Origin of the sequence: Streptomyces sp. NBC_00873, assembly GCF_045207415.1 — a bacterium.
Lineage (GTDB): Bacteria > Actinomycetota > Actinomycetes > Streptomycetales > Streptomycetaceae > Streptomyces.
Genome location: NZ_CP108803.1, coordinates 1,842,491 through 1,861,478 on the forward strand (window position 1 = coordinate 1,842,491; position 18,988 = coordinate 1,861,478).

Here is an 18,988-nt window from a genome sequence, read left to right on the forward strand (position 1 = left end):
ACCTCATCAGGGGGACTCATGCTGGACGAGACGCATCTCGCACTGGTCGCCTATGCGACCCGCCGGCCGCAAGGGCGAGCGCCGCTCGCTGAGCGAGACGGACTACATCCGCCTGCTCGATGGCGCCCACCGGGACTGCGCCAGGTCCAGTACCGGCCCGACCTTATTGGCGGATGCCTTGCCGGCACTGGACTCACCCTGACGACACCACGCCTACAAGCTCAGTGACTGCCGACCTCGATCACGTAGTTGCGCTGCGCTGTCGGCTGACCGGAGCTCTGGTACGCCGTGACCGTGAACCGCGCCGCTCCCGCAGTGACCGGTGTCCCCACAATTCCGCCGGTATCGGCATTGAGTACGAGCCCCGCGGGCAAGGCCCCCGAGGTCACCGCGTATCGCGTGGTCGCCGGCGTGTTGGTCTTCACGATCGCCTCGTACAGGGCTCCCTTGGCTGCCGCGGGCAGCGGTCCGGCGTCGAGCTCTGGGGTCGGAGCGACGACGGCCTGGGGGGCGCCGACCGGCTTGCCGTCAGCGTCCAACTCCTGCAAGGACCAGCGCTTGCCCGGCTCGACCACGCTCAGGTGCCAGTTCGTCGTCAGGTCGCGGAACCGCGCCCGCTGCTCCGCGGTGAACGCGCCCAGGTTGCGTGCCGTCTCCCATTGCTGAATGGCCTCGAGCAGCCGCGTCGTGTTCTCCCCGCCCGACTCGAGGCGGGAGACCGAGCTCTGGAAACCTGTCCCGGCGTTCAGGCCGGCGCCTCGAGCCAGCTTCCACTCCATGGTGAGCAGACTGTCCGAGCCTTTGAGGCTGATCCAGCCGAGCATTCCGGGGAGGAAGTTCGCCTGGAGGTACTTGTTGTTAGTGAACACCTGCTCCATCGAGGTGCTGCCGACTTCACCCCAGCTGGCCCGGGTCAGCGCGTCCCAGGTGTTCGAGGTCATCCGGCTGGTCTCGGAGATGAATCGGTCCTTGGCATCGATTTGCCGGAACGTCCCGTTCACGAGGTGAGCCATGCCGTAAGCGCCCCAGCCGGACTCCGATGCCGACTCCAGGCCGTCCCACGACATACCGGTGATGCCGGTTTTGTTCCACGCGGTGGTCAGCCTGTCGCTGATCTCGTCGAGGACGGCATGGCCACCGATCGCGCCGCCGTAGCTGTTGGCCACGACTCGGGCGGCGAGGTCGCCCTCAGCGTGTGAGGCCGCGACCGATCCCCATCGCGCGCGCTGCACGCCGGTCAGCTTCCACTCGTTCCCGACCTGCTCGGCCGCTCCGTAGCTGACGAATTCGTTCCCGATGCGCACGTAGTTGTGGTGCAGTCCCGCAGCAAGCAGCGCGCCGGAGTCGAGGTACACGGTGGTGTCGCCGGCCGTCAACGGACGGGTGAGCGAGGCTCTGCCTCCCGTCGCGAGCCGGTCGTCGGCGGGTGGCGTGAGGTAGTCGTCCCGCGGGAACCAGGCCCAGTTGTAGGGCTCGTCGCCGGTGCTGATGAAGTCCGACAGGGTGTGTACGCCGAGCTGTACACCGTTGGCCTTGGCGATGTCCACGGCTGCCGCGGCCCCGGCGTCGCTCCCGCCCAAGCTCGAGTCGAACTTGTAGTGGCCGCTCGACTCCCATGGGCCGTAGTTGCTGGTAAGTGAGTAGATGCGGTTCATGCCGGCCGCCTTGGCGAATCGGGCCGCCGCCGGAATGTTGTCGGTCTCCAGGTCGCCGAGCACCAACCATGACTGGCTGCTCGCCTGGGAGGCCTTCTGCCACTGACCGTTCAGCCTTGGGTAGGGCAGCTTCTCGCCCGCCGCGATGTTGGACAGGATCGTCGGCGTCACCTCGGGCGAGGCTCCGAAGAGTGCAATCTTGGAACCAGCGATCTCGCCGTCGCGGCCGGGCAGCGGCCCGACCGGGATCGGATAACCGTGTACCTTGCGGTGGCGTTCCTTGGTGTAGTCGAAGGTGAAGGCGCGCAGTACGGAACCCCAGGGGGTCACGCCTGCCGCGCTCCACTCCTCCAGAGAACCCACGCTCACGTGGTCCGGGTCGTGGTCAACCTCGCTCTCCCAGCCCATGTCCTGGTCCTCCTGCGGCCAGGCGCCTTCGGTACGGTCGGTCAGCGGACGGAGCCCGACGGCGAAATCGTCGTCGCGGACCACGCCCACCGATGTGCCGACCGTCTTGGAGATCGACGTGGCCAGTGGACCCCAGAGCAGGGTCTGCACGTCGACATCCTTCGGCGCGTCGATGGCGACCGCTTCGAAGGTGGTGTAGCCGCCGCGCTTGGTGACCACCTTCACCTGGATCTTCCAATGAGCCGCCTTGTTCCGGAACGTGAGCATCTGGCCGCCGGGTCCGGAACGGTCAACCGTGGTCGGCCTCTGCTGCTTGCCGTCGACGACCAGGCTGACCAGGGACGCTGCATGACCGGGCGCGATGTGGTCGACCCCGGTCCTGACGTCCTCCAGGCCTACGACCGTCCCTGTCCTGTCGAGCTCGAGGTCCAGATAGCCGGCCTGGATCTCGATCGACGGAGTCGTTCCGTCAGGCCGTGCTTGCGCCGACTGTGCGCCGACCGCGGGCAGGATGCCGACGGTCAGCATCGCGACTGCCACGGAACCGGCCATCCGCCGACGCCGTTCGGGCCTCCTCTGGGGGGGCTGCGATCTGACTATGAGTCCTGAGAACCGCATGATGTTTCTCCTGTCATCTCTCGACGGAAACTGCACTGCACCGGCCGCTCGTGCCGGTCATCCCTTCGTGGCACCCCCTGTCAGGCCACGGACGAATTGCTTCTGGAAGGCGAGATAGAAGGCCAGGACGGGCAGTGTGGCCAGCAACATGAACGCGAACACCGCCCCGAAGTCCCTGCCGGTAGGGGCCGATGGAGCGGAAAATGCCCACCGTCACGGTGTTCCCGGGTCCCGGGCCGGCGGCGAGATGTGGTCACAGCGTCTTTCGTATGAGGGTGAGTTGGGCGGCTGCCACGTAGCGGGAGGCCCGTTTGTCGTACCTGGTCGCGACACCTCTGGCCTGTTCGAGGAGCCCGATCGGGCACTCGAGTTCGTGCCTGCGCCTGTACCTTTCCAGGTCGAAGGCGGACGACCACCCGCAGATCCGCGTCGGAGCCGCCGGCACGACGCCCGACTCGCCGACCAGGCGGCATGACCCCCGGCGAACCAACGGAGATGCCCACCGTCTCAGCGGAGGCCGGCGGTGGTGCTGGTGCCGGCTTCCGGTTCGTCGAGGACCAGGTCGCCGACGTCCTCGGGGGTCACCGTGTGGCCGGACTCGCCGTCGACGAGGCGGCCTTGCACCGTGCGGCCGCGAGTGGTGTGGAGCTTGAACTGCACGTTCCACTCACTCGGCCAGGCGTTGTAGAGGATCGCGTCGTCGTCGGCGCCGGGGTGCAGCAGCATCGATTGGAGCGCCATCTTGGCGATGGCGTGCGGCTCCATGCCGGGTTCGCCGTCGACGCTCCCGGGACCGAAGCCGGTGTAGCGCCAGGCCCCGGTACGGAACGCGGCGAGGGTCTGGAACTTCGCCTCCTCGGTCAGTCCGAGGTAGGCCGCGTGGATGGCGTCGTGCCGCCAGTCCTGGGTCCCGTCGGCGGGATACTTCCCGCGCCGCTCCTGGTAGGAGGCGACGGCGAGGTCGAGGTGGGGCTGACCGGCGCCGAACAACCGCATCGGGAAGATCGGGTAGAGGTTCTGGTTGTTGGTGTCGGTGCCGAGGAAGACCGTGGAGGCGGTCTTGAGCCGGTCACGCGGTCCCCACGAGGTGTCATTGTCCTGCGCGTTCTCGCCCACCGGCAGGTTGGGGAGGCGGTCCGTCACCTCCGCCCAGTAGGCCCGGTCACCGCGAGTGGTGAGCGAGGTCGGCAACGTCTGCAGCTCGCCGAGAATCCGGTGCAGCCCCGCAGTGTCGGCGGCGGGATTGTGCAGGTTCCGGTCGCCCTCGCCCGAGTACATCGGGTACATGTCGATCGTGCCGTCCTTGTGGTGCCAGTGGGTGTCGTAGAACATCACGACCTCCCGAGCCACCGGCAGCAGCTTCTCACGGGCGAACCTCATGTCGTGGGTGTAGGAGAAGTAGTCGAGCATCAACGTGACTATCTCGACGTTGCCCGCGTAGAGCCAGCGGGTCCAACTGCCGGAGAACCAGTTGGCGGCATGGCCCGTGCGGTTCCAGCCGTACTCGCCCCCGACCGCATGGCCCCACAGGCCCATCACCTCGGGCCACATGGCCCCCTGCGTGGCGGGCAGCTCGACACGGGAAGGCTCTTCGACGGTCGGTTCGCCCCAGAACGCCTGGACCCTCGCCTTGGCCAGTGGCAACGACTCTGCGTACTGGTCGAAGTAGGACTTCATCAGGTCGAAGTCGCCGGACGCGAGCATGTTCCAGTAGGCGAACCTTTGGTTGAACCCGTGATAGCTGTTCCACTTGCGGAAGTCGGCGTCGTCGGGGCGCCCGGGGGTGAAGAGCGAGCCGTTGAAACGGATCGGCATCGCGGGAGTCCTGCCCGCGGTGGCCTGGAGGTACCGCGTGTGCAGCCAGCCTTTGGTGACTTTGTCCGCGTCGGCGTCGCCGGTGGCGAAGATGTACGACCGGTTCCAGAACCGGTCCCACCACCTTTGGTGGTCGGCGCGGAGCCGGTCGACGGGCATTCGCGCGCTCTCGCTGGCCAGGTCACCGATCTCCTCCTCCCACCTCTCCTGCCACCTCGCAGACAGGTCGATGCTCGAGTGCAAGGTGATGTCGAGCCGGTGCGAGGTGTCGCGGTCGGAGCGCAGCCCGGAGGCGGAGGTGCTGGCGAAACCCTCACCGCGAACCTGCCCCCCGAACGTGCGACCGGTGAGCGGGTCGTCGTGGATGCCCGGGTTGAGCTTTTGCAGGCGCATGATCTCGTCGTACGCCGACTCGGAGTTGTGGTGTGCCCACGTGATGGTCCCGGGTCGGTCCAGGACCCGGTCGGCGTAGACCTTCGGCTGGACGCCCACGTAGCCGTCCTCGCTGTTGACCAGGTCGTAGAAGGTGAAGTTGCTGCGCGACGGGGACGGGTTGTCCTGGGGCCGGAGGTTGGTGAAGCGCACGTCCATCGTGAACGCGCTGGGCGCGTCGCTCTCGACGTGGATCGTCTGTTCGTCGGCGCCGACCCAGACCCGGGTGGTGATCACCGGGTCGCTGCCCGCGGTGATCACGACCTCGCTCTCGTGGAGCTTGAGCTCCTGGCGGAACCCGCTGGAGTCGAACGGGTTGGGGGAGAAGGTGATGTCGAGCTGTCCGAGCTTGGCCAGCCGGACGTTCTCCTCCCAGGCGTCGCCTGCGGCGAGCAGCAGCCGCAGTTGGTCGCCCTCGACCCACACATTGGCGGCCTGCACACCGTTCCCGATTGGCATCGAGCCCGTGACGTCGGTGCTCTTCGAGGTCCAGACCTCGTTGTAGGCGGGGAGCAGCCGGTCTACGACGGTGGCAGTCGGCTCCGCGACGGCAGCGCCGGTGGCTCCCGCTGCCGGCTGTGCGCCGACCGCAGACAGGGTGCCGAGGGGAAGCGCCGTGGCTGCCAACACACCGGCTGTTCGGCCGAGTATGGCTCTCCGCGGGATGTGCTGGGAACTGGGTGTGGGCTTCGAGAACCGCATGATGCTTCTCCCTTGGTCTCTCGGTGGACATTGCACGGCACGGGCGGTCGTGCCGGTCAGCCCTTCATGGCGCCGCCGGTCAGGCCGCGAACGAAGTGCTTCTGGAAGGCGAGATAGAAGGCCAGGACGGGCAGTGTGGCCAGCAACATGAACGCGAACACCGCCCCGAAGTCCTGCTGGTAGGGGCCGATGGAACGGAAGATCCCGACCGTCACGGTGTTCCCGGCTCCCGGGCCCAGGACGAGCAGCGGGGTCAGGAAGTCGTTCCAGACCCAGACCCCGAGGAAGATCAGCACGCTGGCCGAAGCAGGCCGCAGCAGCGGGAAGACAACCTGCCAGAAGATCCGGAACCGGCCGGCGCCGTCGACCGCCGCGGCCTCTTCGAGTTCGCGCGGGATCGAGCGGATGAAGCCCATGAAGACGAACACGGCGAACGGCAGGTAGTACCCGACGTCGACCAGCACGGCACCCGGCATCGTGTGCAACAAGCCGATGGCGTCGAGGATCCGCGTGATCGGAAGCATGATCACCGCGGGCGGAATCATCAGGCCGGCCAGCATGACGCCGAGGACGGCACGGCTCCACCAGCGGCCCGACCGCACGAGATGGTACGCCGACATCGCGGCCAGCACGGTGGTGATGAGGATCGACGCTGCGGTCAGGGTGACGGAGTTGACGAGGCCGTACCAGAAGAGCCCGTCCGGCCTGCTCAGCACGTGTTCGAGGTTGTCGAGGGTCGGCGGAACCGGGAGCGCCAACGGCGATGTCACGACCTCGGAGCTGGGTTTGAAGACGTTGACCAGCGCCACGTAGAGCGGCATGCAGAAGACGGCCGCCACGCCGGTGGCCAACAGCGGCCGCATCCACGGCGTTCGGGAGTTCACAGATTCACCTCTCGTCGTTGCAGGAGCTTGAGCACGGTCACGCTCGCGGCCGAGACGACGACGAGCATGATCCCGGCCATCGCGGACGCCACTCCCGGACGTTGCTCGGAGAAGGCGGTGCGGATCACCTCGAAGGCCACGGTGGCCGTGCCGTCGGTGCCGGGGCCGCCGTTGGTGAGCACGGCGATCTGGTCGTAGACCTTGAACGAGCTGATCATCAGCATCACGGTGTTGATCGTCAGCGCGGGCGCGAGCAGCGGCCAGGTGATCGCACGGAACTGCTGCCAGGGGCCGGCGCCGTCGAGGCTCGCCGCCTCATCGAGCTCGGCGGGGATCCCCGCGAGCCCGGCAAGGTAGACCACGACGGCGAAGCCGAGCAACTGCCAGACCATGATCCCGGAGACGGAGTAGATCGCGTACGACGGATCCGTGAGCCAGCCCGGCGGGTTCTCGACCCCAAGCGAGACGAGCGTGCTGTTCAGCAGGCCGTCGTCCGCCAGGATCGAGCGCCCGATCACCGACACCACGACAGCGGAAAGGATCACCGGTGTGAAGTAGACACCGCGGAGCAGGCTGTAGAGCCGACCCGGCCGGCGCAGCAGCAGGGCGATCGCGAGACCGAGCAGGTTCGTCAACAGCACCACGATCACCGTGATCACCACGGTGTTCCACAGGGAGTGCCGGAACTCCTCGTTCCTGAGGAGGAAACCGTAGTTGTCCAGGCCGACGAACGAGGTCTCCGGGCGAGTGGCGCGCTCATCGGTCATCCCGACGTAGAGGGTCCACAGGATGGGCGCCAGGACCATCGCGGTGAAGATCGCGAGGGTCGGCAGGACGAAGACGGCGCCGGCTCCCGCCGACGACCACGTCCAGGTGCGGCGCCGGTGCGGCCCACCCGCGCGCCCGGACGGGGCCGAAGTGGCCTGCGGCCGGGCAGGCGGCGACATTCCTCCGGCGGCGACGGTCCCCGTCCGGGCGGGCGAGGGGCGTGTCACTTCGAGAGCTCCTTGAACTTCGTGTTCAGCGTCGCGACGAACTTGCCCACGTCCGCACGGCCGTTGAGGAGATCGTTCAGTGCCGCGTCGACCGTGGGCATGAAGCCCGACGGCAGGGCCGGGACACCGCCCTCGTTACCGAAGCTCGGCGTCACGGTTCCGCTGGACTGGGCCCTCGTGTAGAGATCGAGGGTGGTGTTGTACAGCGGCGGCAGGCCGGACGGCGGCTTGTAGCCCTTGAGGGCGACGAACAAGCCGTCGTACCGCGCCCCGCCGTCGGCGTTCAGCTTGGAGAACTCGATGGCCCACCGCTTGGCCTTCGCGACGTCGGGGGACTTGGCGCTCACCGACAGCCCACCGCCGGTGTACGCGGGCACGACGAGCGAGCCGTCCTGCGTGGGCATGGGGAAGACGCCGATCTGCTTCTGCTGCGCCTTGTCCGGGGCCGCCGGGAACCACGAGCCCATCGGGTACATTGCGCCCTTGCCCGCGAGGAAGGCGTCCTGCGCCTGGGCGTAGGTGGCCGACAGGTTGTGGACGTTCTCCTTGCCCGCCAGTGCCTTCATCTTGGTCGCCGCGTTGACGAACAGCGGGTCGCTGAAGTCGGTCTTCCCCGCGATCAGCTTGTCGAGCCACTTCGGGTCCTTGGCGTAGACCTCGTCGGCCACCAGCTGGGCGAAGGTCCATCGCGGGCCGAGGCCGTCCGGTGCACCGCCGCCGATGACGAACGGCTTGATCTGAGCCGCCTTCAGCTTGCCGACCGCGGCGAGCAGGTCGTCCCATTTCTTCGGAGGAGTGGTGATGCCCGCCTTCTCGAAGGCCGCCTTCCGGTAGTAGATCTGCCAGGTCTGCGAGTTGGTGGGCAGCTGGTAGGTCTTGCCGTTGAAGCTGTTCGCGGTCGGGCTGACCCAGTCCGCCAGTTCCTTCTTGCTGAACTGAGCGAGCTTGCCGCCCTCCGCCAGTCCGGCAGGGTCGATCGCGACCATGATGTCGGGCAGTGCGCCGGTCGAGTCGAGTTGGCGCGTGTACTCGTTGCGCTGTTCGGCGCTCGGCGCGACGAGTTTCTTGATCTTCACCCCCGGCACCTTGGCGCTGGTCCGGGCGATGATGTCGTCCCAGTAGGAGGCGGTGAGGTTGGGGGTCTCGAAGGTGAGCAGGCTCAACGTCACGTCATCGCCCGAACCGCTCCCACCTCCGTTCCCGCCACCGACGGCACAGCCGGTCAGCGCGACCAGGCCCAACGACACCACTACCGCACCCCAGTTGGCCCGCTTGCTCATGAGGCCCTCCTTGCTGGTCGAACCCACCGGGGGATGTCGCTCGGCCAGAATTTAGATAAGTAAGTTTCTTGGCAATATTGCTGTTGCGGCGTCAATTTAGATACCGTGCCGCCGTGAGTCAAGACATCGGTGAAACCCGGGGCAGCACGGCACCCGCAGGCCGTGCGGGGGATGCCCACCTCCTGCGCAGGCTCAATCTCTCGGCCACGGTGCGGGCCTTCCTCGACGCCGCGTCACTGACGGTCAGCGACGTGCGTTCGATCGTCGGAGTCTCCCGCCCCACCGCCGAGGACCTGGTGGCGACGCTGCTGGACGAGGGCTTCGTCCGTGAGGCGCTCGACCGTCCGAACGGCGAGCGGTCCGCGGGACGGCCGGCCCGGCGCTACGAGGTCGTGGCCGAGAACTTCGCCGTCGTCGGAGTCGACATCGGCGCCCACAAGGTGGCCGTGGTCGTCTGCGACCTGCGCGGAAGCGTCCTGGCGGTGCGCAGACGCAGCGTCGACTCCCGCATCGGGCCGGCCGGGCGCATCGGGGCGGCGGCGCGACTGGCCGAGGCGACCGTCCGGCAGACCGGGACGAGCTGGGAACACATCCGCTCGGTGGCCTGCGGCATCACCGGCGTGGCGGCCAACGGCTCGGATGTCAAGGACATCCGCACCGTTTCTGCGGGCCAGGACCTGGACGTCTACTCGCTCCCGGGCTTCGACAAGATCGACGTGGTGTCGGAGGTGTCGGGGCGCTTCAAGCGCGACGTGCTGGTCTCCAACGACATCCACCTCGCGGCGGTGGCCGAGCAGTGGCAGGGCGCCGCCGCCGAGGCGCGCGACCTCGTCTACATGCACGCCGGCCGCCGCCTCGGGGCCGCGATCGTCATCAACGGGCAGATCCACAACGGACGGCACGGCCTAGCGGCGTCCGTCGGTTCCATGAAGATCCTTGGGTGGGCCGACGCGATGGCGCAGCTCGACCGCGAGAGCCGCAAGCTTGCGGGCTCGGCCGCCGAGGAGTCCACCAGCGACGACGTCCGGGCGCTCTTCGAAGCTGCCGCGAACGGCGACCGTACTGCGGTGCGCACCGTCGACCGCGTCGCCGAGGCCCTCGCCCTGGGCGCCTCCATCTTGGTCCACGCCGTCGACCCCGACCTCGTCGTGCTCGGCGGCGGCCTGTCCCGCGCGGGGGACGTGCTCGCCGGTCCGTTCGAGCGGCACTTGGCCGCGACCTCCCTCAACTCGCCGGAGTTCCGCGTGTCCCTGCTCGGCGACGAGTCCGTCGCCCTCGGCGCCGCCCGGCTGGCCCTCGACGATCTCAAGGCGCGCCTGCTCGCCGTGCAGGCCTGATCCGCCCCCTCTCACCGCACCCAGGAGTCACCGAATGATCGAGCCCGGACGCGTTGCCGTGCCCGTGCCCACCGCCCCCGTGTCCCTCTCCGGACTCGGCGGCACCGAGACCACGACGATGGTCCTGCTGCCGAGGGCGGACGGCTTGCCCGACATCGGGTGGGTGGGGCTTTCCCTGGCGGCGACGGACGTGAGATCCCTGACGATCCCGGCCTCGGTCGAGACCACGGCCTGGAACTCCTGGCTGATCGGCTCACCGGTCAGCGTGCTCCCGGAGCACGCGCGCGGCTACCTCGGACGGCCCGCGCTGCTCGGCCACCGGGTCGGCCCCGAAGGCCCCGGGAGCGACTGGTCCACCGCGTTCGGTCCCGGCTCGGTGCGGTGTGACGACGGCTCGCTCGTGGTCCAGGCCACCGACGAGGCAGCGGGACTCGAACTGCGCTTCGAGGCCGAAGCCGTCCCGGGGGGAGGGCTCCGCCTCCGGCACCTGTTGACCAACGTCGGTGCCGGCCCCTATGTGGTCGACGCGCTCGAGGTGGTCATCCCCGTTCCGACCGGCGCGGGCGAGATCCTCGACTTCACCGGGCGATGGGCCCGCGAGCGGCAGCCCCAGCGCCGTGCCCTCGCGGACGGGCAGTGGGTCCGGGAGCACCGCCGCGGCATGCGCATCCTCGACGGCACCGGCCTGATCGTGGTCGGTACCCCTGGCTTCGGATACGGCGACGGCGAGGTGCTCGGTGTCCACCTCGCCTGGAGTGGCAACCACCGGTATACCGTCGAGCAGCTCAGCTCCGGCGCCGCCGTCGTTCGGGCCGGCGAGTTGCTGCACCCGGGCGAGCTGGTCCTCGCTGAGGGCGAGACGTACGCGATGCCCTGGGTGCACGTGGCCGCGTCCGCGCGCGGCCTCGACGGCCTGGCGGACGCGACCCATCAGTACGTCCGGTCGCTCGCCGCCCATCCGTCCCCGCCCGCACCCGTCATGTTCAACCCGTGGGAGGCGGTCTACCTCGACCACGACCTCGACACACTGACCGCGCTGGTCGACATCTCGGCCGAACTGGGCGCCGAGCGTTTCGTGCTCGACGACGGGTGGTTCGCGGGCCGCACCTCCCTCGACGACGGCCTGGGCGACTGGACCCCGGACCCGGCGGTGTGGCCGGACGGGCTGGCACCGCTTGTGGACCGGGTGCACGAGAAGGAGATGGAGTTCGGACTCTGGTGGGAGCCGGAGGCTGTCAACCCGAACTCCGCGGTCTACCGCGACCATCCCGACTGGATCCTGCGCACCGGCGACCGGTCGCCCGTGCTGGAACGCAACTGCTACCTGCTCGATCTCAGCCGGGAGGAAGTGCGGGCACACCTGCTCGACGCCTTCGGCCGCCTGGTGGCGGCGCACCGGATCGACTTCGTCAAGTGGGACCACAACCGCGACCAGATCGACGGCGGTGACTCGCGCGGCTCCGGCCGGCCCGCGTCACGGCGGCAGACCCTCGCCTTCCGCGAGCTCCTGGACGAGCTGGCCCGCCGCCATCCCGGCATCTCGTGGGAGAGCTGTGCCTCGGGAGGCGGCAGGATCGACCTGGACGTGCTCGAGCGGGTCCAGAGCGTCTGGGCCTCCGACGTCACCGATCCGCTGTCCCGCCAGCCGATCCAGCACTGGACCGCCCAGCTCGCCCCGCTGGAGTACCTCGGCGCTCATGTCGCCGCGCCGGTCTCCCACCAGACCGGCCGGACCAGCATCCTGGACCTCCGCGCGGCCACGGCCTTCTTCGGCCAGTTCGGCGTCCAGTGGGACCTCACGAAGGTGCCGGCCTACGAGCTGGACCGCCTCGCGTGCTGGATCGGCCTCTACAAGCGGCACCGCGCGCTCCTGCACACGGGGCGGCTGACGCGCGTCGAGCTGCCCGACGGTCTGCTCGCGCATGGAGTGGTCGCTCGGGACCGGTCGGAGGCGCTCTTCTCCTATGCCCAGCTCGATGAGATCGTGCCCGTGCCACCGCGGCTCCGCATCCCGGGACTCGACCCGGACCAGACCTACCGCGCCTCGCTCGTCGCTCCAACCGACCCGTCGGTGACCTGGGAGGTCACGGGCATCCAGGCCTCCGGCGCGGCGCTGGGAGCACTGGGGCTGCCGGGTCCTGCGCGGGCACCTCAGAGCGCGGCGCTGGTCCACCTGCGCGCCGTCTGATCCGGCGGAGCACGCGGCCTCTTGTGTTTCGCACTTTTTGGATCACTGGGTCGGTGAACTGGTGAGTGATGATGCGCTCTGAAACTGCCACCGGCACGGACTGGCGCAGGCGATCGCCCCTGAGGCCTTGAGCGAGAAACATCCGACCGCTCTACCTTCGTCGCCGATCAAGGTGAGTACCTTCAGCTCCTATAAGGAGTGAACTATGCGGAAATAAGTCCCGGTGAAGTCGGTGAGCAGATCACAAAAACCGGCCAAGGGTCTAGGCAGATCGGATGTCTGGTCGTACGGTGGCGGGCATCCTGACGCGGAGGGCACTTAGCTGTGCGCCGGATGCCGACGCTCCGGCTCAGTTCGATGGGGGCCAGCCTCCTCACTGCACAAGAGTGTGGACCCGGCGCATGTCCACTCACCCGAAAGGTCCGACAAGTGGCAGACACCCAACACCCCGACGCCCCACTCCCAGTGCCACCGTCTCGTTCCGGACCCGACCCGGCCCGCCGTGGACTGCTTAAGACCATGGCGGCCGTCGCCGCGGCAGCAAGCGGTCCGGCGCTGATTCTCGGTAGCCCCACCCCCGCGGCGGCCGCGGATGCCGGCACCCCTGGCGGTGGCCTGGAGGTACACGACCCGGGCAACATCTTGGCCTCACTGCGGTTCGGCATGTTCGTGCACTTCAACCCCTCCTCGGTGGTGGGCCGGGAGATCGGCTGGGGCCGAAACGCGCCACCGCACGCATGTCCCCGGCCGTGGATTCCGTCGACCTGCTGGCACCGAAGGGAGCGCCACGCGACATCGTGCAGGCAATTGGCCGGGCTTCCAGCTCTACGTGGCGGATGCCATCCTCATCAGGCCTGTCAGTAGTCGCAGCGATAGACGGAGCAGGCCGTTTCCGCACCTTCTGGCAGGTGGTCTTCCCGCTCCTACGACCTGCGTTGGCCAGCGTGCTGATCTTCCTCGGAGTCTGGGTATGGAACGACTTCCTGACACCGCTGCTCGTGCTCGGCGCCGGCGGCGGCGGCGGCGGCAACACGGTGACCGTCGGCATCTTCCGCTCGCTCGGTCCCTACCAGCAGGACTTCGGTGCGGTCTTCGCGTTCATGCTGCTGGCCAGCCTGCCGGTGCTGCTGTTCTACCTCGCCTTCCAGAAGCAGTTCATCCGCGGCCTCACGGGCGGGGCAACGAAGGGATGACCGGCGTATACCGCTCCATCGGGCAGTACCAGACCGATCTCGGCTCGGTCTTCGCGCTGATATTCCTGGCCACGCTCCCCGTGCTCGTGTTCTACCTCGCCCTGCAGAAGCACTTCATCAAGGGCCTGACCGGAGGAGCAACGAAAGGCTGACGGACGGGGCGGACCAGCGCTCTGCACGGTGACCGCAGCGAGCCGCTCGCCAAGCAGCCGGTCCACCCGAGAACCCCCCGCTCGATGATGTGCCAGAAACCGCTACGAATGGAGGTTCCAGCCATGCGTGAAGGCAGGATCATCACCAACCTGACCACCCCGGCGAACGCCCCGGTCTCCGGGGCCACCCCGGCCTCCGGCGTGAGCCGCCGTACGCTCCTGCAGTTCGCCGCCGCCGCAGGGACCGCTGCCGGTGTCGGCCTCGGCCTTGGCCAGACGCCCGCCGAAGCGAGCTCCCTCCAGCTGCCCCCGCTGTTCCTTCACGGGCCCGCTCGCACCAAGGGCGCCTTGGAGATCCGCTACCGCAATGACGCCTCCCGGCCCTTCACCGACCCTTCGGCGACCTATCGATGGCTCAACGCCCCCAGCCCACAGGGTCCTTGGGCCCCGCTCATGGGCGTCGCCACCCGCAACATCGGCATCCCCCTCTCCTACGGCGACACGTACCTGCGCGCCGAGGTCACCGTTCCCGGAGCGAACCCCCGCCTCACACCCCCAATCCTCATCGAGAAGGCGGAGGGCAACCCGGCCACCGACTGGTTCCACTCCGCCCAGTACGGCGTCTCCCACCACTTCCTGTCCAACTACATCAACCGCGTCGCCGCCGACGAGTCCGAGAAGTGGCACGCCGACGAGTCCTGGGACGACCTCCTCGCCACCTTCGACGTCCGCGCGTACGCCGCTTCCCTTGCCGAGGCGGGCGTCGGATTCGTCATCCTCACGCTCGGCCAGAACAGCGGCTACCTGCTCGGCCCCAACCGGGCGTACGAGAAGGTTGCCGGAGTCGCGCCGGGCGAGCGCACCCCCGCCCGCCGTGACCTCCCGATGGACATCGCCGACGCCCTTGCGGAGCACGGCATCAAGCTGATCCTCTACATCCCCGCCAACCCGCCGCACACCGCGCACAAGTCGGAAGGGGACTACGCCATCACCAAGGCGTTCGGATACACCCCCGGCCAGGACGGCGTCCCCTCCCAGGCCACCATGACGCAGTGGCACGCCGTGCTGCGGGAGTATTCCGAGCGCTATGGTGACAAGGCCGCGGGCTGGTGGATCGACGGTGTCTTCCCCGGCCTCCAGCCCGCGTACGCCGACATGACGAAGACCAACAACTGGAGCAGTTTCGCCGCGGCTCTCAAGGCCGGAAACCCGGATCGCGTCATTACCCTGAACAGCGGCCTCGGCCCGAGCCTTCACAAGCCCACCTCGGTATACGACGACTACACCCCCGGCGAGAACCGAAACCTCGGCGCCGTGCCGGAGCGCGGGGAGCGCTGGGCCGACGAGGCCCGTTCCGTGCAGTGGTTCGACTTCACCTACCTGGGCGCTTTCGACCCGTACTGGGCCGGCTGGGGCAACCGGGGTACCTCCAAGGACACGGAGGAGCTGGCCCGTTGGGTGGCCTCCGCCACCGCCCTCGGCGGCGTCATCGGCATGGACACGCGCGTGGACCGCTTCGGCCGGATCGACGCCGCGCAGCTCGCCCAGCTGAGACGGGTGCGCGAAGTCGTCGGATGATGCCGACGCCGGCCCGGAGCTGACCTCTGGTCGCGGAGGAGCCCGAACGGCGCTTCGTGGCCCTCCGGTTCCGCCGTGTCACGTACTTCGTGCCACCTCTCCGGATCATTTCCGGCCACCGCCGAGACCGCGTTCGCCGCCTCCCGTAAAGCAGCCGGTCCACCCGAGAACCACCCGCTCGATGGCCGCCGGCGAGCGTTCGGCGCGCGGGGGGAAGCCGCCTGGCTCCCGAGCCTGACGGCACGGCACTGCAGGACTCACCCAATACAGAAGGGGTACTTCATGAAACGGTTACGAAGAATCAGATCCCGCTTGGCGGCCACGTTCACGGCCGCGGGGCTGGTGGCTGCGGCGCTGACCGGCGTGACCGGGGAGACCGCCTCGGCCTCGGTCAGCACGGACGGCTCCGGCGTCGTGGTGGACGCTGGGTACCTGCAGCTGGGGATGGACGCCACCGGTACGGTCACGAGCTTGGTCGACTCCCGCACCGGCCAGAACCACCTGGCGACAGGGCACGGCACGGCTCCCCTGGTCAGCCTGGTGGTCGACGGGAAGCAGGTGAAGCCGACCTCGCTGACGCGGACCGGCAGCATGCTGGCGTTCAAGAACTCCGAGGCCGGCACCGAGGTCGACGTGGTGCTGCACGACCGGGCGAGCTATACGACGTTCACCGTCACAAAGGTCAAGGCGCCGCCCACCGCTGATGTGCAGACCCTGCTGTGGGGTCCGTTGGCGACCACGCTCACCGACACGCTCGGGGAGTCGGCCGGCCTCGTGAGCAACGGCGGCTTCACGGCGGGCATGAAGGTGCTCAACGACCGCACCGAGGGCGGCTGGCCCCGCGAGGACACCGGCATGGGCTGGCAGGACGAGGTGGCGCACAACCCCTCCAAGGTGTCGGTGGCACCGCTGGAGCTGTGGAGCGTCGGCGCCCACACCCCCTGGGGGAACCTGCTGCGCGCCTTCACCTTCGACTACACCAAGCAGCGCCTGCGGATGAACGATGGCGGCTACGGGATTCCGGTCGGGCCGTTGCCCAGCGGTGGCGAGATCGTCGGGTCGGCGATCGCGCTGTACGGCACCACGCCGGATCTCGTGCCGACTGTGCTGTCGACGATCGCCAAGAACCAGAACCTTCCGTACCCGACGATCAACGGGCAGTGGCAGAAGGCGGCGCAGGCGACCTCCAAGTCCATCCTGGTCCTGTCGGACCTCAACACCAACAACGTCGAAACGGCCGACAAGTTCGCCAAGGCCGCCGACATCGACATGATCTACTCGCTGCCCGGCGCTGACGGCCCCTGGCAGTCGGCCGGGCACTTCCAGTTCGATTCCAGCTTCGGCGGCACCGACGCCGGCGCAACCGGTTTGGTGAACACCTCCAGGTCCAACGGCGTCGCGGTCGGCGCGCACACTCTGTCGAACTTCATCGACACCAACGACCCCTACATCAGGCCTGTGCCCAGCCCGGATCTCGCACGCGGGCAGAGCACCACGCTGACCCGGCCGCTGGCCTCCACGGACACCTCGCTCTCCATGGCGAGCTGCGACCCGCTGGCCGCCGGCCTGCAGGGCAGACGGCTGCTGATCGACAACGAGTTCCTGAACTACACCGGGTTCAGCACGGTCGGCGGCGAGTGCCAGGTGACTGGGCTGGCCCGGGGGCAGTGGTCCTCGTCGGCAGCCTCCCACGCCGCCGACACCACCACCTACCGGATCCAGATGAACGGATACGGCGGTGGCCACGGCAACCTGAACATCATCGACGCCGTCACCACCCGGTTCGCCACCATCTGGAACACCACCGGCATCTCGGCGACCTCGTTCGACGGGCTGGAGTCCGCATCGGATGCCGGCTGGGGCAGTTACGGCATGTCCCGCATGGTGAACGGGTCCTTCGCGCAGCTGAACGCCAAGGACGGCTTCATCTCCGAGACCAGCCGGATGGGCTCGAACATCTGGGACGGCCTGTCCCGGGCCAGCTGGGGCGAAGTCGGCTCCACCAGCATGAAGCAGGTGTTCATCAACAACGCCTATTACCAGGCCAACTACCTGCCTGGGATGCTCGGCTGGATCGCGCTGCCGGGAAGCGCCGGTCTGCGTACCGTCGAGGACAACCTCGCGCGGGGCGCGGGCCTGAACGCCGGCGCCGGATTCCAGACCTCCGTGTCCAGCCTGACCCGCGGCGGGCAGAACACCTCGGCGCTGCTGAACGCGGTCAAGGAGTGGGAGGCGGCCCGCAACCTCGGCGCGTTCACCGCCTCCCAGCGCGCGCTGTTCCGGGACCAGTCGACGCACTGGCACCTGTCCGTCGTCGTCTCCGGGAAATCCTGGTCGCTCCAGCAGCTCGACGCCGGCGGCAACCCCGTCGGTGCCGCGCAGTCCGTCGTGGCTCCCACCCCGGCGTTCACCACGAAGGGGCTGCCCGCGCTGGCCGAGGGACGCCTGTACGAGGCGCGAGTGGCCACCAACAGCCCGGGAACGGTCCGCTACACCGTCACCGAGGGCGCCCTGCCGGCCGGCCTGCACCTCAACCCCGACACCGGCGGCATCACCGGCATCCCGAGGTCCTCGGCGGACACCACCTTCACCGTCACCGGAAAGGGCGGTCCCGGAGTCGCCGACGCCCAGGGCACCTTCACGACCGGCACCCTGGCCACCACCCCAATGGTGACGTTCTCGTCGGACAACAGCTCCGTCGAGCGCGGTGGCTCGCTGACCATGACCGCGTCCATATCCAACATCGGCACGACCACGATGCCCGGGACCACGGCGAAGATCTCGCTGCCGTCCGGCTGGACCACCTCTTCGGCGACAGCCAACGTCGGCTCGATCGCCGCCGGGGCCACCGCGAAGGCATCATGGACGGTCAACGTCGCCTCCGACGCCGCTTACGGAACGCATAGCAGCACGGTGTCCGTGGCCTACACCGGCGGCCCCGGCGACACCACGGCGTCGCGGGCCATACTGGTGCCGTACCCGCACCTGACCGTGGTCTCCGCGGACAGCCAGGAGACCGTCGGCGAGGACGCCCCGGCTACCAACGCCGTCGACGGTGACCCGGACACCTTCTGGCACACCAAGTGGTCCGGCACCTCCGACCCGATGCCGCATGAGATCACTCTCGACCTCGGCAGCAACAAACCCGTGACGTGCCTGTACTACCTGCCCCGCCAGAGCGGTGAAAACGGCCGCATCGCCAAGTACGAGGTGTACACCAGTACGGACGGCACCACTTGGGGCAACCCGGTCGCCACCGGAACCTGGGCCAACACCTCCGATGAAGAGCAGGCCTGCTTCACCCCGGTCTCCGGGCGCTACATCCGGCTGCGCGCGCTCAGCGAAGTGAACGGCAACCCGTGGACCGCGGCTGCCGAGATCAACATCGGCTTGGCCGACTGACGACCCACCCCGTCCCGGCAGGGCGCAGGCATCACGCCCGCCCTGCCGGGCCTTCCAACCATCCGAATGGACTCCCCACGCCGGGCACGTACGGCGGAGCGGCCCATTCCGGCGGATCGGCCCGGACCGTCAGAGCCGGAAGCGACTCCGCCGAAGCCTTCGCTCACCGCTGGCCGTACGCCAGCGGTGAGCGGCCTCCTCGCCTGGAGTGCTGTGAGTTCGTCGAACCAGTGCGTGGCCTCGTCGTGGGGTGGTTGCGGACGCGTCGATCAGTTACGACATGAAGGTGACTCCGCCGGGCTGGAACGCAGGTGGGAGCGGCAGCCGCGGTGCGGAGGCTGACCCCGCC

The 18,988-nt window shown here is 68.5% G+C and carries 10 protein-coding genes and 2 pseudogenes; 6 read left to right on the forward strand and 6 right to left on the reverse strand.

From position 1 onward, the window contains the following. Nucleotides 1-221 precede the first annotated feature (221 nt). The 6 genes and pseudogenes from OH809_RS08420 to OH809_RS08445 form a co-directional block, all read right to left on the reverse strand. Nucleotides 222-2,603 (reverse strand): Ig domain-containing protein, encoded by a 2,382-nt coding sequence (locus OH809_RS08420; protein WP_406423006.1) that lies wholly within the window; start codon nucleotides 2,601-2,603, stop codon nucleotides 222-224. A 135-nt stretch (nucleotides 2,604-2,738) separates the two neighbouring features. Continuing rightward, nucleotides 2,739-2,934 (reverse strand): annotated as a pseudogene (locus OH809_RS08425) (carbohydrate ABC transporter permease); the annotation flags it as partial. 254 nt (nucleotides 2,935-3,188) lie between these two features. Continuing rightward, entirely contained in the window at nucleotides 3,189-5,555 is a 2,367-nt protein-coding gene (locus OH809_RS08430; RefSeq protein WP_406423005.1) for a DUF5703 domain-containing protein, read from the reverse strand. Between the two features lie 131 nt (nucleotides 5,556-5,686). Further along, nucleotides 5,687-6,514, reverse strand: coding sequence for a carbohydrate ABC transporter permease (locus OH809_RS08435; protein WP_406514977.1), 828 nt, complete (start codon nucleotides 6,512-6,514; stop codon nucleotides 5,687-5,689). After that, nucleotides 6,511-7,320: a carbohydrate ABC transporter permease gene (locus tag OH809_RS08440; protein ID WP_406425294.1), complete on the reverse strand. Its 810-nt coding sequence runs from the start codon at nucleotides 7,318-7,320 to the stop codon at nucleotides 6,511-6,513. Before OH809_RS08440 ends, OH809_RS08435 begins: the two co-directional genes overlap by 4 nt. A 185-nt stretch (nucleotides 7,321-7,505) precedes the next feature. Continuing rightward, nucleotides 7,506-8,789, reverse strand: a complete 1,284-nt coding sequence (locus tag OH809_RS08445) for an ABC transporter substrate-binding protein (RefSeq protein WP_406423003.1) — start codon at nucleotides 8,787-8,789, stop codon at nucleotides 7,506-7,508. A gap of 113 nt (nucleotides 8,790-8,902) precedes the next feature. Here OH809_RS08445 and OH809_RS08450 point away from each other — a divergent pair, with 113 nt between their 5' ends. From OH809_RS08450 to OH809_RS08475, 6 genes and pseudogenes are all read left to right on the forward strand, one after another. After that, the gene (locus tag OH809_RS08450; protein ID WP_406423002.1) at nucleotides 8,903-10,126 is read left to right on the forward strand and encodes an ROK family protein; all 1,224 of its coding nucleotides are present in this window, start codon (nucleotides 8,903-8,905) and stop codon (nucleotides 10,124-10,126) included. A 34-nt stretch (nucleotides 10,127-10,160) separates the two neighbouring features. Continuing rightward, entirely contained in the window at nucleotides 10,161-12,314 is a 2,154-nt protein-coding gene (locus OH809_RS08455) for an alpha-galactosidase (protein ID WP_406423001.1), read from the forward strand. An 854-nt stretch (nucleotides 12,315-13,168) separates the two neighbouring features. Continuing rightward, a pseudogene (locus OH809_RS08460) lies at nucleotides 13,169-13,507 on the forward strand (ABC transporter permease subunit); the annotation flags it as partial. Beyond that, nucleotides 13,504-13,659 carry a hypothetical protein gene (locus OH809_RS08465; protein ID WP_406423000.1) on the forward strand — a complete coding sequence of 52 codons (156 nt, stop codon included), beginning with the start codon at nucleotides 13,504-13,506 and terminating at the stop codon, nucleotides 13,657-13,659. The pseudogene OH809_RS08460 and the gene OH809_RS08465, both read left to right, overlap by 4 nt. A gap of 123 nt (nucleotides 13,660-13,782) precedes the next feature. Further along, nucleotides 13,783-15,237 (forward strand): twin-arginine translocation signal domain-containing protein, encoded by a 1,455-nt coding sequence (locus OH809_RS08470; protein ID WP_406422999.1) that lies wholly within the window; start codon nucleotides 13,783-13,785, stop codon nucleotides 15,235-15,237. A gap of 312 nt (nucleotides 15,238-15,549) precedes the next feature. Continuing rightward, the gene (locus OH809_RS08475; RefSeq protein WP_406514978.1) at nucleotides 15,550-18,639 is read left to right on the forward strand and encodes a discoidin domain-containing protein; all 3,090 of its coding nucleotides are present in this window, start codon (nucleotides 15,550-15,552) and stop codon (nucleotides 18,637-18,639) included. The last annotated feature ends 349 nt before the right edge of the window (nucleotides 18,640-18,988 follow it).